At 60.7% G+C, this 15,442-nt stretch carries 14 protein-coding genes; 8 read left to right on the forward strand and 6 right to left on the reverse strand.

Annotated elements, in window-relative coordinates; translation table 11 throughout:
- Positions 1 to 19 precede the first annotated feature (19 nt).
- Positions 20 to 646, forward strand: a complete 627-nt coding sequence (locus tag HX790_RS01520) for an alanyl-tRNA synthetase (RefSeq protein ID WP_026013638.1) — start codon at positions 20 to 22, stop codon at positions 644 to 646.
- On the opposite strand, the gene HX790_RS01525 is transcribed toward HX790_RS01520, so the two are convergent.
- On the reverse strand, positions 643 to 2,217 hold the full coding sequence (locus tag HX790_RS01525) for an alkaline phosphatase D family protein (RefSeq protein ID WP_176991159.1): 1,575 nt from the start codon (positions 2,215 to 2,217) through the stop codon (positions 643 to 645). The two genes, HX790_RS01520 and HX790_RS01525, sit on opposite strands and share 4 nt — an antisense overlap.
- Positions 2,214 to 2,768, reverse strand: a complete 555-nt coding sequence (locus HX790_RS01530; protein WP_026013639.1) for a GNAT family N-acetyltransferase — start codon at positions 2,766 to 2,768, stop codon at positions 2,214 to 2,216. The genes HX790_RS01525 and HX790_RS01530 overlap by 4 nt, the downstream gene beginning before the upstream one ends.
- A gap of 190 nt (positions 2,769 to 2,958) precedes the next feature.
- On the opposite strand from HX790_RS01530, the gene HX790_RS01535 reads away from it, so the two are divergent.
- The 6 genes from HX790_RS01535 to HX790_RS01560 all read left to right on the forward strand — a co-directional run bounded on the left by HX790_RS01535 (position 2,959) and on the right by HX790_RS01560 (position 10,370).
- Positions 2,959 to 3,366, forward strand: coding sequence for a biopolymer transporter ExbD (locus HX790_RS01535; RefSeq protein ID WP_176991160.1), 408 nt, complete (start codon positions 2,959 to 2,961; stop codon positions 3,364 to 3,366).
- Between the two features lie 2 nt (positions 3,367 to 3,368).
- Positions 3,369 to 4,103: an energy transducer TonB gene (locus HX790_RS01540; protein WP_176991161.1), complete on the forward strand. Its 735-nt coding sequence runs from the start codon at positions 3,369 to 3,371 to the stop codon at positions 4,101 to 4,103.
- A 24-nt stretch (positions 4,104 to 4,127) separates the two neighbouring features.
- The gene (locus HX790_RS01545; RefSeq protein ID WP_176991162.1) at positions 4,128 to 6,413 is read left to right on the forward strand and encodes a TonB-dependent receptor; all 2,286 of its coding nucleotides are present in this window, start codon (positions 4,128 to 4,130) and stop codon (positions 6,411 to 6,413) included.
- A gap of 25 nt (positions 6,414 to 6,438) precedes the next feature.
- Positions 6,439 to 7,086 carry a MotA/TolQ/ExbB proton channel family protein gene (locus HX790_RS01550; protein WP_017136406.1) on the forward strand — a complete coding sequence of 216 codons (648 nt, stop codon included), beginning with the start codon at positions 6,439 to 6,441 and terminating at the stop codon, positions 7,084 to 7,086.
- A 56-nt stretch (positions 7,087 to 7,142) separates the two neighbouring features.
- Positions 7,143 to 8,360 carry a phospholipase D-like domain-containing protein gene (locus tag HX790_RS01555; RefSeq protein WP_176991163.1) on the forward strand — a complete coding sequence of 406 codons (1,218 nt, stop codon included), beginning with the start codon at positions 7,143 to 7,145 and terminating at the stop codon, positions 8,358 to 8,360.
- 270 nt (positions 8,361 to 8,630) lie between these two features.
- Positions 8,631 to 10,370, forward strand: a complete 1,740-nt coding sequence (locus HX790_RS01560; protein ID WP_176991164.1) for a dipeptidase — start codon at positions 8,631 to 8,633, stop codon at positions 10,368 to 10,370.
- 72 nt (positions 10,371 to 10,442) lie between these two features.
- On the opposite strand, the gene HX790_RS01565 is transcribed toward HX790_RS01560, so the two are convergent.
- From HX790_RS01565 to HX790_RS01575, 3 genes are all read right to left on the reverse strand, one after another.
- A complete protein-coding gene (locus HX790_RS01565; protein WP_099547853.1) occupies positions 10,443 to 10,991 on the reverse strand; it encodes a hypothetical protein in 549 nt (182 codons plus the stop codon).
- 20 nt (positions 10,992 to 11,011) lie between these two features.
- On the reverse strand, positions 11,012 to 11,266 hold the full coding sequence (locus HX790_RS01570) for a hypothetical protein (RefSeq protein WP_017136409.1): 255 nt from the start codon (positions 11,264 to 11,266) through the stop codon (positions 11,012 to 11,014).
- 126 nt (positions 11,267 to 11,392) lie between these two features.
- The gene (locus HX790_RS01575; protein ID WP_017136410.1) at positions 11,393 to 13,054 is read right to left on the reverse strand and encodes an NAD(P)H dependent flavin oxidoreductase family protein; all 1,662 of its coding nucleotides are present in this window, start codon (positions 13,052 to 13,054) and stop codon (positions 11,393 to 11,395) included.
- Between the two features lie 77 nt (positions 13,055 to 13,131).
- Between HX790_RS01575 and HX790_RS01580 the strand changes: the two genes are divergently transcribed.
- Complete coding sequence (locus HX790_RS01580; protein ID WP_176991165.1) at positions 13,132 to 14,613, forward strand: PLP-dependent aminotransferase family protein; 1,482 nt, start codon at positions 13,132 to 13,134, stop codon at positions 14,611 to 14,613.
- Positions 14,614 to 15,149: 536 nt separating this feature from the next.
- On the opposite strand, the gene HX790_RS01585 is transcribed toward HX790_RS01580, so the two are convergent.
- Entirely contained in the window at positions 15,150 to 15,401 is a 252-nt protein-coding gene (locus tag HX790_RS01585) for a hypothetical protein (protein ID WP_099547849.1), read from the reverse strand.
- Between the last annotated feature and the right edge of the window lie 41 nt (positions 15,402 to 15,442).

Genomic DNA, 15,442 nt, shown 5'->3' on the forward strand with positions numbered 1-15,442 from the left:
CCTGATGCGGATGTAAATGATGACCGAGCGCCTGTTTTTCACCCACGACCACCTGACCGCCGAGCTTGAAGTGCTGAGCTGCACACCCCACGAAGGCCTGTTCGCGGTCACCCTGCAGTCGACGATTTTTCATCCCCAAGGCGGCGGGCAACCCTTTGATACCGGTTGGCTGGGCGACAGCCAGGTGCTGCGCGTGACTCAGGAGGCTGACCGTGTGGTGCATTACGTGGACCAGCCTGTGCAGCCCGGCCCGATCAGCGCACGGGTCGACGCACAACGCCGTGCCCTGTACACGCGCCTGCATTCGGCCGGGCACCTGATCGGCAATGCGGGAGAAAGCTTCGGTTGGATGCCGATCAAAGCCCACCATTGGCCGGGCGAGTGCAAAATCACCTTTATCCGTGGCGAAATGGCCCAGGCCATCGACGCCGAGGCGATCCAGCAACAGGTCAACCAATGGATCGCCGCCGACTACCCGCGCCATATGACCCTGGAAGACGGCGCCCGCGAAGTGGGTTTCGGCGAACTGCCCGCCTACGCCTGCGGCGGCACCCATGTGCAAGCCCTGAACGAGCTCGGCCAAGTGACCATCCTGGCCTTGTCGGAGAAAAAAGGCGCGCTGTCGGTGCGTTACAGCCTGGACTAAACCGCAATCGCCCCCGCCCGCCCCGGCTCCACCACAAACGACTTGAGGGTCGACACCGTGGCGTTGGGATCGCGCGGGTCAGTTATCACCCGAAAGTTCGTCAGCATCTTCTGAGCCGTAAGCTCTACCGACACATACCCACGCTGGCGGCTGTCGAAAAACTTCACATGCGGATTAAGCGGCAGGATCTTGCTGAACGCTTCAAAGGGCGGGCCATCGGAGGTCACCGAGCTGCCGACAAACTCAGTGGCGATCACTGGCGAGTCCGGGTTGTTGGCGTCGGCATGCAGGTCAGTGGTCCAGAACGAATGGATATCACCGCCCCAGAACACCGGGTTGCTGACCTTGTGACGCCCGATGGACGCCAGCATGCGTGAACGATTGGCCACGTAGCCGTCCCAACCATCGGTCCAATGGCCCACCTTGTGGTTGCTCAGGTCGCGCTGGAGCAAGGGCGCCACCAGCAAGTCCTGGGCGATCACATTCCACTGTGCCTGCGACTGGGCAAAGCCCTGGTCCAGCCAGGCTTCCTGTTGCCAACCCAGCATGGTGCGGCCGAGATCACGCAGGTCGCTGCAAGTGTTGGCGGCGATATGCCCCTGATGGCTGCCGTTGGCCTGGATGCAGGGTTGCTCGGAGCGATACTGGCGCCCATCCAACACATGGAAGCGCGCCAGCCGACCGTAATCCAGGCGCCGGTAAATGCGCATGTCCGGCCCCTTCGGCACACTGCTGGCGCGCAGCGGCATGTGCTCGTAAAACGCCTGGTACGCCGCCGCCCGCTGCTGAAGAAATTGCGCCACGGGAATCTTCGGGTCCTGGGACCAGCGGTTGGCGTAGTCATTCTGCACTTCGTGGTCATCCCAGGTCGCCACGCTGGGGGCGGCCGCGTGCAGGGCTTGCAGGTCCGGATCGGTTTTGTACAGCGCGTAGCGGTTGCGGTAGTCGCTCAAGCTCACCGCGTTACCGCTGCCGTGGGCCCGAAAGACTTTCCCCGAGTCGGCGGCGTAAGAGCTGTCGTAAATGTAGTCCCCGAGAAAAAACACCAGGTCAGGTTGCTCTGCGGCTAAATGGCGATAGGCGCTGAAGTAACCGCGCTCCCAATGCGAGCAGGAAACAAACCCCAGCCGAGCCGAGGCCATCGCCTGCAAAGGTGGCGTGGTACGTGCCTGGCCCACCGGGCTCTGCGCGCCGAGGCCTTCGAACTGGTACCAATACGGCCGGCCCGCCGCCAGCCCGGCCACTTCAACATGCACCGAATGGGCGAACCGCTCCGTCGCCAAGACTTCGCCCTGCTTCACGATGCGCGTCATCGCCGCATCACTGGCCACCCGCCAACGCACCGGCACCGCGCGCTTCAACCCACCGCTGCCATCGGCTGCATTGAACAACGGCGCCAGGCGCGTCCAGATCACAAAACCATCCGGCAGCGGGTCGCCCGAAGCCACGCCGAGGGTGAACGGGTAATCCACCCCGGCACTGCGCGCAAATGGGCTGAGGATTGAAAACGCGGTAGCGACCGCCAGCCCGCTAAGGACTCGCCGCCTGCCTTGGTCCACTGCGTCATTCACAACGCGCGCTCCCAGTCCTCACGCACGGTGGCAAAGCCCAGCAGGTCTTCGTACACGCCATTTTTGAGAAACGCCTGACGCAGGCAACCCTCGTAGCGCAGGCCGATTTTCTGCATGACCCGCGCCGATTCCTTGTTGCGGCCAAAGCATTGGCTGCCGACACGCTGCAGCCCAAGCTCGGTGAAGCCAAAACCCATCATCGCGCTCGCCGCCTCAGCGGCATACCCCAGGTTACGCGCATGCGCCGCGACCCAGCCGCCCAAATGCCCTGCGTGATGACGAGCGTTAAGGCGCAGGCTGACCATGCCAACCAACTCACCGGTTTCACGCACATGCATGCCCAGGTTCAACAACTCGCCCGCCCGATATTTGTCTGCGGCCCCGGCAATAAAACTCTGTGCAGTTTCCAAGGTATAGGGCGACGGAATGTTGGCCGTGTTGTCAGCGATTTTCGGCCCGTTGGCGAGCATGAAGAGCACCTCGGCCTGGTCCATTTCCAGCGCCCGCAATAGTAGTCGCGGGGTCGACAATTGAGGCAGTGCAGTGGGCATACGCGGCAGCTCTTCAAGTAAATTCCCCCAGAATGTACTGCCTTCGTGTCAATTGCATTACGTCATGAAACCGCAAGGTAAAATCTCTGAGAGACGCGTCCTAGAGCCTTTAAAACGTCAATTAAAGTTAACCATTCGGTCATTTTTGGTTGTTAGCGTGTCGCCCCTAATTCAACGACGGGGTAACAGAATGAGAACCTGGGATGAACCCAAGAAACGCAAGGCACATATCGAGTTGATCCCCATGATCGACGTGATGATGTTCCTCCTGGTGTTTTTCGTACTGGTGAGTTTGAACGTGATCCCCGCACTCGGCATGAAGACCCAACTGCCCAGCGCCAGCAGCTCGCAGCAACTCAAGCCGCAGAATAAATTCATCCTTACCTTGGGCCTGGAAGGCCAGTTGCAACTCGACGGCAAGGCCATCACGGTCGATGCGTTGGTGCCGGCACTGAAGGCTGCAGAAAAGCCTGATACCAAGTCGACCATCATCGTCAACAGCGACAAAGGCGTAGAGGTTTCGCGCCTGGTGGAAGTCATGGACACCCTGCGCCTGGGTGGCTTTACCTCCGTGTCCATTGCCACGCGTAAGTCTTGATCATGTATGTATTGTTTCGTGCGCGTCAGCTGCTGGGCAGTGTCCCGGCCCTGATCGCCCTGGTGCTGATTGCACTGGGTATCCAGTCCCAACCGTTGAAAATCCAGCCGCAGTACGACGAGTCGGCGGTCGAGCTGGCCCTGGTCGAACCCGAGCCTGAAGTGGTTCCCGAGCCTGTGGTCGAGCAAGAGCCGCCACCGCCGGTGATCGAGGACGAAGAAGCCGAACCGGCCCCGCCGCCACCACCGCCCAAACCCTTGCCAAAACCTGAACCCAAGCCCAAGCCGGTGCCCAAACCCAAGCCCGTGGTGGCCGCCAAACCGACTCCCACGCCAGCGCCAGTCGCACCAGTGGCGGCCAAGCCAGTACAGGCCGCTGTCGCGCCAACACCTGTGCCGCCCGCGCCACCAGCACCGCCCAAAGTAGATGGCCAGGCACTGGAAGGCGGTTACCTCAAGGGGCTGCGCAACGAGCTGGACACGTACAAGCAATACCCCACCGGGCGCCAGGCGTCCCTCGAGCGCCCCAGTGGCGAGGTGGTGGTGTGGTTGATGGTGGATCGACAAGGTCGCGTCCTTGATGCCGGGATCCAGACCCCGGCGCCGAGCATGCTGCTCAATCGGGCCGCTACCAATAGCTTGCGCCGCATCAAGCAGGTCAAGCCGTTCCCCGAACAAGCCTTCGGTGGACGTAACGAGCAACGCTTCACCGCCACCTTCAACTACAGCGTGCAATAAGCACCCGACACCAGGACGACAGTGATGAGGTTCACACGTATTCATCTGGCACTCGTTGCCGCGACAAGCATGACCCATGGAGTGGTCATGGCTGATACCAGTGACAGTGACGTCGGCACGATCGGAGTTCAGGGAGGCAAGGCAACCGCGGGGGGCGGTTACATGGTCCAGGAAGAGAGCGCCAAGGGCCGCTCGACCATCACCAAGGAAGCGTTGGACAAACAAACCGCCACCGGCAACGCCATCGACAAGCTCAAATACACGCCGGGCCTGAACATCTCCAGTGAGGACAACACCGGTCTGTCGGGCTTTCGCTTCACCATGCGCGGCATGAACTCCGACCAGGTCGGTATGTCGGTCGATGGCATGCCGATCAATGACTCCGGCAACTACGCGCTGTACTCCAACCTGCTCGGCGATCCGGAAAACATCGACCAGATCTTCGTCACCCAGGGCTCGTCGGAAGCCGACGGCCCGCACATCGGCTCCAGTGGCGGCAACATCGGCATCGTGACGATTCGCCCGACGAAGGAAACCGGTGCGTTCGTTAAACAAGTGGTGGGCAGCAACGCTACCCGCAAGACCTTTGCGCGCCTCAACACCGGCGAAGTCAACGGCCTCTCCAACTGGCTGTCGGCGTCCCACACCGAAGGCCAGATGTGGCGCGGCTCGGGCGCGGTACGTGCGGACAAGGTGGAGTGGAACAGCTTTTTCGACGCCGGCAACGGCAACACCGCCAACCTGATCCTCAAGTACCACGAGCAGGACAACAACAGTTACAGCCAATTGACCAAGGCGCAGTTCCAGCAGTTCGGCCGCCAGTATGACCCGTACCCGGCCAAGCCGGCGCTGGGCTCCAACGGCAAGATCAGCAGCTATTACGACCTGGCACAGAACCCGTTCCAGACCTTCACCGCCGTGCTCAACACCCAGTACAAGCTGAGCGACAACCTGTCGCTCTCGGTGATCCCGTATTACTACTACGGCAACGGCAGCGGCGTGGGCTCCTCCGCCTATGCGCTCAACAGCGGTTCCAACAAAGGCGGCGTATTCGACCTCGGCAACCTGCCGACGCAGGCCCAATACAACGCTGACGGCTCCGCGACGACGGGCGTCTACTACCGCCCTTCGCGCACCCAGACCTGGCGCCCGGGCATCACCACCAAGCTGAACTGGGACCTGGGCGACCACAGCCTGCAATTCGGCTACTGGTACGAGCGCGCCCGCCAAAGCCAGACCCAGCCGTTCATTGCCCTCAAGAACAGCGGCAAGCCCAGCGACACTTGGCCGGACGCCAGCTCCGTGGTCGACGCCAATGGCAACACCGTACAAGGCCGCGACCGCTACACCGTAACGCCAGCGCAAAAAGTCTGGGCTCAGGACACCTGGTACATCAACTCGGACTGGACCCTGATCGCGGGCCTTGCCTACATGAATGTCGAGCGTGAGGGCACCAACCACGGCAGCCTCACCGAACAACCGGGCAAGGCCAACCAGACCTACAACAAGCTGCTACCCAACGCCGGTCTGAAATACCAGCTCGACGAACGTGACCAGTTGTTCTACAGCCTTTCGCGCAACATGCGTATCCCGCAGAACTACGTGCTGTACGACAAAGGCGTGGGCTCCCTGGACTCCAAGCCGGAACTGAGCTGGAACCAGGAACTGGGCTGGCGCTACACCGGCGAAGACATGACCCTCGCCGCCACCCTGTTCTACATGCAGTTCAAGAACCGCCAGCTCACGTCCCTGGACAGCAACGGCGATTCGGCCGACATCAACGCCGGTACCGTGATCAACAAAGGCCTGGAACTGGAGTGGAGCGGCAAGCTGCCGCACAACTTCAACTACTACACCTCCTACACCTATACCAGCTCCAAGCAGCAGGATGACCTGACCGTCTTCAGCGCCGGCAAACCGATCGTATTGCCCACCAGCGGCAAGCAGTTCGCCAACGTGCCGACCAACATGCTGGCGGCCAACATCGGCTACGACGACGGGCGCTTCTACGGCACCTTCGGCGGCAAATTCACCAGCAAGCTCTACGGTGACCTGACCAACGACGAAGCCATTTCGGCGCGCACCGTTTTCAACCTCGGCGCCGGTATCTACCTGCCCGTGGACAAGAAAGTGGTCAAGGACGCCACTCTGCGCCTGAACGTCGACAACCTGTTTGACAAGAAGTACCTGGACGGCGTGTACACCACCAAGACCAACGCGGCGAGCTACAGCGGTTTCCGCGATGGTGACCCGGCTTACATCGTCGGCCTGGACCGTACCGTCACGGTTTCCCTGGAAGCGAATTTCTGATTAATCACCTGAGAGGAACACACTCATGGACATGGACCTGCTGCACCAAATCACCTTCTATGTGATGTACGCCGCGATGGCGATTGCGATCTTCATCACCATCGAACGGGGCATCTACTTCGCTTACGTGCGCCGCCAGGCCCGCGCCCTGACCGACGTGCTGGGCGCCAACGTGCACAGCGAGCGTGACTTGCCAGAAAGCCTCACCCGCCGCGACAGCCTGCCGCTGAACATGGTGCTGCCGATCCTCGCGCAGAAGGCCTCCAACGGCTCGCGCAAGGACCTGGACGACGAAATCGAAACCCAGTACCTCAAGACCCGTGCGCCGCTGTCGCGCAGCCTGTGGATCATCGAGACCATCACCACCGCCGCGCCATTGCTGGGCCTGCTGGGCACCATCCTCGGCATCATCGACACCTTCAAGGCGCTGGCCAGCGCCGGCGTGTCCGACCCGGGCCAGATCTCCGGTGGCATCGGCACGGCTTTGTTCGCCACCGGCCTGGGTATCGCCATCGCGCTGTTCTGCGTGGTGTTCCACAACTTCTTCCAGGACAGCCTGGAGCGCATCAACGACCAGTTGAAAATCCTGCTGATCCGTGCGGCCACCGGCGCCCGTGTACAGGGTGAAGTACCGCATCTGGTGCCAACGCCGTTGCACACCCGCACGGCATGACCTTCAGGGCGGGCGCATGATGCGCCCGCCTTTCTTTTTGCCCCGATGAGACGCCTATGTCCCTCTCGATAAAGTTGCGTATCGCAGGCCTGACCGGCCTTCTGTTGAGTCCGCTTGCCCAGGCGGACTTTTCAATTCCAGGGTTTGAATTGGTACACACCGTACCGGTGGACACTGCGCTGGGGACTGCCGACTTGCGCCAGCCAGGGCCGGTGTGGATCGAGCTGTTTGACGGCGCAAAAAGCAGCATTGATATCGGCCAGTTCTACGCGGCCGACCATCCCGGTTCGGTGATGGACAAGGTGATCGAGCATCTGGAAGCTGCCGGCAAACGGGGTGTGAAGATTCGCTTTCTGCTGGAGGAAAAAGGTATTCGGCTGTCGGAGGCGTCTACGCTGGAACGCCTGCGCGCAATTCCTAACCTGAGCTTTCGCGTGTTGGCCTATGGGCAGTTGAGCGGTGGGATCATCCACGCCAAATACATGGTGGTGGACGGCAAGCAGGCGTTTGTCGGCAGTCAGAATTTCGATTGGCGCTCGCTGGAGCATATCCATGAAACCGGGTTGCGCATCAGCGATGCCAGCGTGGTCAGCCAGGTGCAGGCGATCTTCAACCAGGACTGGCAAGCCCAGGCCGCCTTGGCGGATAAGCAACCGGTGCCACTGCCCGCTGCGGCCCAGGAGCCTGCGCGCACCGGCAACTACCTGGTGGCCAGCCCGCAACGCTACAACCCGCCCGGCGTGGGCGACTCACAACTGGAACTGCCGCGCCTGCTAAGCGAAGCCAAGAAAGAAGTGCGCGTGCAATTGCTCGACTACGCGCCACTTTCCTACGGACCGGACCGAACCCGCCCCTACTACGCGGTGATCGACAACGCCGTGCGCGCCGCGGCTGCGCGTGGGGTATCGGTCAAGCTGATGGTGTCCAACTGGAACACCGACAAACTGGAACTGCCCTACCTCAAAAGCCTGGCCGTGCTGCCCAACGTGGAGGTCAAGATCGTCACCCTGCCCGAGGCCAAACAAGGGTTTATTCCGTATGCGCGGGTGATCCACAGCAAGACCATGGAGATCGACGGGCAAGTGGCCTGGGTTGGCACCAGCAACTGGTTGGGCGGGTATCTGGATAACTCGCGCAACCTGGAAGTGGTGATGCACGACGCGGCGATGGCCAAGCGCATCGGGCAGTTGCACGAGCAGTTGTGGGAGGGGCCGTATGCCAAGGCATTGGACGTGATTGCACCGTATCCGGAGCCGCATCCGGGTAAGCCTTGAGCACTCATTTCAAACTTCACTGTAACCCCCTGTGGGAGCTGGCTTGCCTGCGATGGCGGACTGTCAGTCGACAACTTCATTGCTGATCCACCGCTATCGCAGGCAAGCCAGCTCCCACATTTTGTTACTGGGCAACCCTGATACTTGAGTAGGACATTTCCCATATCGAGGCTCCCTATCCCGGCCTTGGTGATGGTAGTGTGTGGAAATGTTTCTGACAGATCGATCAGAAACCTCTTACTCACCGCCTGCAAAGGAATGCCTCTAACCATGCACTTTCCACTCAAGAAACTGGTGGCTGCCACCCTGTTCGCCGCCAGCTTTGCGGCCGTCGCCACGCCTGCGTCCGCCAATATCAGCGTCGAACAAAGCACAGCCATCATCAAGCACTTTGGTGAAACCCCAACCACCGATTTCCGTGGTTTCCTCGCCACCCTGGCCAAGGGCGACCTGGCAAAAACCGACGACGTCGGCCCGGCCATCGAAGCCTTCCTCGCCAGCAAACCCCTGAGCGCCGACCAGCAGAACGAAATCAATCGCCTGCTGGGGATTTATACCCGCGTGAAGTACGGCAAGGCCGCCCTGGAAACCCTGCGCGAGCTGGTCGAGATCCCAACCTTCAACATCGACGGCCTGCCGCAGTACAAGAACCCGGAATTCCTCAAGATCGCCGACAAGATCCAGGGCCTGGCCAAAGCCTTCAACCTGAACTTCCGTAACGTCGACAACCGCGTCTATGAAATCTCCCTGGAAGGCAGCGGCGATGAAGTGGTCGGCATTCACGCCCACGCCGACGTGGTGCCAGTGACCCCGGAAAACTGGGTGCTCAAGGACGGCACCAAGCTTGACCCGTTCAAAGTCACCCTGATCGGCGACCGCATGTACGGCCGTGGCACCGAGGATGACAAGAACGGCATCGTGGTGACGATGTATGCGATGAAGGTCATCAAGGAAGAAAAGCTTCCACTGGCGCGCAACTTCAAGCTGCTGGTGGACACCACCGAGGAAACGTCCGGAGACGCCATTCCTTACTACTTCGAGCATAACCCGACGCCGCAATACAACCTGGCGCTGGATGGCGGCTACCCGGTGGTGATTGCCGAAAAAGGCTACGGCACCGTCATGGCAAGCTTCCCGGTGCGCAAAGGTGACGGCAAAGGCGCAGAAATCATCGCCATGACCGGCGGCGCGGCCACCAATCAGATTCCTTCGGTGTCGGTGGCCACTCTGCTCAGCGACAAGCCTGCGGAGCTGGCGGCCAACCTGCAAAAAGCCGGCGACGAATACGCCAAAAATAACGGCGCTGACTTCACCGTGGCGGCCAAGGTGGTGGGCAAAGAGGTCAAGCTGACGGTCACTGGTGTGTCCGCGCACTCGTCCGAGCCGGAAACCGGCGTGAACCCGGTCGCACGCATGCTGGAGCTGATCCACAGCGTCGACGGCAAGATCGCCCTCAAGCACAACCACATCACCGACGCCGCAAAATATGCCGCCGACAACTGGGGCTTGGATTACCTGGGCGGCAAGTTGGGTGTGGGCTTCTCCGATGCGTTCATGGGGCCGCTGACCACTTCGCTGACCTTTGTTGGCCAAGACGCCAAAGCCTTCAAACTGGCGGTGAACTTGCGCATTCCCAAGGGCAAGTCGCCGGAAAAACTCAAGGCCGAGATCGAAGAGAAAATCAGCGCCTGGGACAAACACACCAAAGTGGCCATGGACGTCACTTACTCGGTGGCAGAACCGATGTATCGCAACCCTGAAGGTGAGTGGGTCAAAGCGCTGTTGGCCGTGGCCAGCGAAAACCTCGGCATGGAGCACAAGTTCGGCACCTCAGCCGGCGCGACCTCCGTGCATGAGCTGCCCAATGGCGTGCAATTCGGCCTGGCAAAGCCGGACGTGAAGTACACCGGGCACACCGACGGTGAGTTCAAGACCGTCGAGCAGTTCCTGTTGGACCTGCAGATCGTCACGGAAATGATCGGCCGTGTGGGGCAACTGCCGAAGCTCTGATAAGCGCAGGTAAAAACCACAACGCCGATCAACATTGATCGGCGTTGTGGTTAAACAGGTCTGGCTTGCGGCCTAAAACATATCCATCGCATTGCACAGCTTGGCCTTCTCTACCGGCACGTTCTGCGGTTTCCCCGTCGGGTTCAGGCGCTGCAATGCAATCAGGCACTGGCCACCGTCCAGCAGGATCAGTTCGTAATCTTGCCCGGCCTTGGGGGTGAAGTGAAAGCTCTGCCTGCAGCTGTAGGAATTGCCGCCAGAAACATAGCCCTCACTCTGGAAGTTCATGGCAAAAGGCTTGTTCGCCGGCACCTTCAGTTCGCTACGCGCCGAGCCTTGCGCCTCCACCCGGCGGTTGCTCTCGGGCATGCCCAGGCTGCGGCCATTATTCTGACCCGCAAAGCCGGATTCGGACACGGCCATCACCCCGGCGCCAGGCACACGCCAGTCGATGCAATCACGGCCCGGCACGCCGCGCGCCATGCCATTGGTGATTACACGCAAACGTGCGGTATCCCCGGATGTGGGTTCAACATAGGCCGTGTTGTAAGCACGGATATTGGAAATATTGCCGCAGCCACTTACGGCCACGGCCAGGCCTGCTATCAGAAACGCTCTCATGGAAATCCTTTTTTTGAGGCTTAACGGCAGTGATAAGGGCTTTCGCTGCGCAGTTCCTCGCCGGTCCGGGCATCGCGAATGATGACCGTCGCCCCCGGCGCATTGAGGCAGAACGCATTGCGTATGGGGTAAATGTTATGGCCCTCGGCGGTGAAGGTGCCGAGCCTGGTTAACGGGGCGCCGGAGGCGTCCTGAGCCGTCACGGTGTATTCACCCGACATGGTCAGGCAGCCGCTCAGTGACAGCAGCAAGGTGGCGCAGATTGCATATTTCACAGGTGATGTCCCTATCGCACAGAAATAATTGCCGTGATTGGCAATGGCTGTATGAGCCGACTGCGCCCATATAGTTCAGGGAAACTCGGGAAACCTCCTACCTAACACCTAGAGTGCCTCAGCCCTTCAAGCTTCAAGCATCAGGATATCTTCAAAGAACCCACCAACCGGCTCGGTGGGGTGGCAGAGCTGGATCTCCAGCACCCACACCATTTCACTCGGTGTGATCTCAAGCTCGGCCAATTCCGTGGTGCCGAACAGTGCGTGGGGGAAATCCGCAATACGGTGGCCGGCCAGGTTGCGCGACAACCGCCAGCCCTTGGAAACGGCCCGTTCCTCGGCAAAGTCATAGAGTTCACAGCCGGTCATGCCACGCTTCCAGGCCTCGCGGGTTTCATCGAACACTTCATGCACGGCCTTGAAGCAATCGCGGTGCAGCGCTGACTCGCCGAAAACAAAGGTGTCGCCATAGTCGCCCTCGTAGCCGTCCCACACCGGGCCGAGGTCGACCACCACGATATCGCTGGCACGCAGCGGGCGCAGTGGGTCAATGCCTTCTCTCGGTGGGCGAACCGTGTCGTCGCCAAAACGGATGTACGTCGGGTGCCAGGTGTGGGAGGCGCCCATGGCCTGCAACTGCTCGGCGGCCATGTCGAGAGCTTCCCCGGTGGTCATGCCGACCTTGAGCTGGCTGGCAATCGCTGCCAGGGCGCGGATGGTTTTTTCACGAGCGGCGAGCATGCCGTCCAGCGAATACCTCGGGCCGACCTTTTCCCAGGTGTCATCCAGGGTCTTGAGCAGCGCGTCGGCGCTCGACTGGCCGCTGGGCACAAAGGCTTCGGCGATAAACCGATGGCTCGGTAAACCTGCTTCCAGGCACTTGGCACGCGTCTGGCTGATCATGCCGCCATTACCGCAGGCATACACCTGAGCGGCTTCCCAACGGTGCCCGTGGCCTAGCGCGACTTCCTGCACCTTGCCCTGCGAGGCCAATACTGGGTGCCAGTGGAAACGCGGGTGGTCGATGACCGCCTGGTCCAGGAATGCGCGGTCGTAAAAATCTGCTGCTTGCGCGCCGCCCCAGTAAAACGTCACCTCTACATCACGCTTCAAGGCGGTCAGCAAGATCGGCTTGATACCCGCATAGCCGGTGCCGGTGGCAAACAGGACGACCGGCGCAGCGTCATCGTCCTGCCAGGTGCAGGCACCAAAAGGCCCTTCCAGCGGCAACAGGTCGCCGGCCTCAAGGCTGCCCAGCAGGGTCTCGGAAAACAGCCCGCCGCTCACCTGGCGAATCTGAAACACCAGCCGCCCATCGCCGTCGGCCGGCAAGTTGGCGATCGAGAAGCACCGCGAATCACCATCGACCAGGCGGACCTTGAGGTACTGGCCTGCCCGCACGGCCAATGGCATATCCGGCATCACCACCAACTCGATGATGTCGGAGCTCAGTGCGCGCTTGCTCAGCACTGTCGACTCGACGACCAGCGCGGGCGTGTCCAGCGACCAGCCGGGAATTTCCAGGCGCATGTCGGCGCAGGCATGGCTTTGGCACAGCAGCATTTCATTGGCCGCCAGCGGGTAGCTCGGCGCGGGTGCGCCGGGGGCCAGTTGCTTGGCGCGGTATTCACCTTGGGTGACCACCACCTTGCACGACCCACAGGCACCGCGTCGGCACGAGAACGGCACTGACAAACCGCTGGCGAGCATCGCGTCCAGCAACAGCTCATCACCGGCTTCAAAGGTTTTACCCGAGGGAGAGAGTTCGATTACATGGCGTGTGTTCATAAAGACCTCGGAGTAAGTGAGGCCTGATTGTTGCGCTAGACTAGGCCCATTAAAACCTCCAGTTTTGGATACTTCAGATGGTCCAGATGCGTAAGTGGCGCCCCTTGCTCAAACTTGATGACGGTTCAAGCCAAGCCTCCTATCGCAAGATTGCCGAAGGCCTCGTCGCGGCCATCCTCGAAGGGCGGCTGCCGCCCGGCACGCTGCTGCCGGGCACTCGGGAGATGGCGCACCTGCTCGACGTCAACCGCAAAACCGTGATCCTGGCCTACGAAGAGGCCATGACCAAAGGCTGGCTGATCAGCGAGCCGCGCCGTGGCACCTTCGTCAATGCGCAACTGGCGCCCAAGCCCGTGCCCAGTCGCTCGCAACCGTCTTTCGCCCCAGCGCTGGTGCCACAGGCGGTCGTGCCCTACTTCGCCCAGAACGCCCAGGTGATTGCGCTGGAGCACCGGCATGACGCGTTGTTTTTCGATAACGGCGCGTGCGATCACCGCTTGCTGCCACAAGCCGTGCTGCATCGTTACTACCGCAACGCCTTGCGCAGCAGCTTTACCACCAACACGGTGCGCTACGGCAGCGAAGGCACCGGCTATTACCTGCGCTGCGCGCTGGCCGACATGCTGCGCAACAATCGCGGGCTGATGATCAGCGCCGAGAATATCTGCCTGACGCCAGGCACCCAGGTGTCGCTGTACCTCACGGCCAGCCTGCTGATCCAGCCCGGTGACGTGGTGTTGGTGGAGCGCCTGAGTTACCCGCCGGCGTGGGAGATTTTCCGCAAACTCGGAGCGCGTTTGATCACGGTCGACATGGACGATGAAGGCTGCCGCACCGACCATATCGAGCAGCTCTGCCAAACGCATAAAGTGCGCATGATCTATCTCACCCCGCACCATCAATTCCCCACCACCGTAAGCCTGCATGCGGCACGTCGGCAACAGCTGCTGGCCTTGGCGGCGCTGCATGATTTTTGCGTGATCGAAGAAGACTACGACCACGAGTATCACTTTAACGGGCGGCCCTATTTGCCGCTGGCCAGTGACAGCGCGCAACGCCATGTGATCTACATCGGCTCGCTTTCAAAGGCATTGGGGTCGACGTTTCGTTGCAGCTATGTGGTGGCGCCTGCCCATGTGACTGAAGTGCTGCAAAAAAGCGCCGCATTGGTAGTGGGCGACACCGATGCCGTCGCGCAGAAAATGTTGGCGGACCTGATCAATGAGGGTGAATTGAAGAAGCACTTGCGCCGTGTTTCGAAAGAATACGCCGCGCGGCGGGAAGTGTTGCAGAGCTGTCTGCACGAGGCGTTCGGCGAGCGTATGCAGGTGCGTACGCCCGAGGGCGGGCTGGCGCTGTGGGTGCGTTTCCAGGATGAGACGAATGTTGACCGGTTAGTGGAGGATGCCCTGGGCCAGGGAGTTGTGGTGCGCAGTGCGCGTCAGTTTTCGCCTGAGGGCTTGGCGGAGAACGCGTTGCGCCTGGGCTTTGCTTCGCTCAATCGGGATGAGATCCGCCAGGGTACGTTGCGCTTGGCGCGGGCCATGAAGATGTGTTGAACACAGGCCGAACGCTATGTGTGGGGGTGGGTTGTTGAATACATATCCGTTGCTGCGGTAACGGCGGCTTATGCTTCCGCTCTTACGGCGGGTCACTTTTGCAAGGACCGGAATGCCGGCCCAGTCAAAAGTAACCAAAAGGTCCTCGCCCCAACACTCGGTGCCTCGCTGTGGCTCGGCATGCCCGCAATCCGCCAGTGATTTGGGGGGCGATTTCAGATCAAGATCANNGCCAGAGCAACAGCAACAGCAGAGCCATACTCGGTCTAATGTGGGAGCTGGCTTGCCTGCGATGGCATCAACTCTGTGTGCCTGACACACCGAGGTGCCTGCATCGCAGGCAAGCCAGCTCCCACAGAAAAGCAGTTTTTCAGTGTATTCAGTGGTTACTTTTGGCTGGGCCGGCATTCCGGGCGTTTGCCAAAAGTGACCCGCCGTAAGGGCGGAACCCTAAGCCGCCGTTACCGCAGCAACGGATATACACTCAAAACCACCGCCCCTAAGACCGCCTCAAAAGACCTGAAAAAGCACCACCCTCAAAGAGGAAGCATCAAACGAGACCGCTCTTGCACCCGCGCCAACTCAGGAAACTCCAGCAGCAGCGCCCGATTACCCCTGCCGATATGCTCCATGACCGCCCGCGTAACGTATTCACGCACCATCCCGGTCGAGACGTAATACATGGCCCAGGCCTGCTCCGGCGTACAGTGACCGATCTGCTCCTCAATCTCCTTGTACGCCTGATAATCGTCCGATTTCACATCGCACGGGTCATCACGTCGGGCCATGATTTATCTCCCTCTCTGGGATCTATGCGAAAGCACTCGGG

Source organism: Pseudomonas sp. IPO3747 (assembly GCF_013385245.1).
Lineage (GTDB): Bacteria > Pseudomonadota > Gammaproteobacteria > Pseudomonadales > Pseudomonadaceae > Aquipseudomonas > Aquipseudomonas edaphica.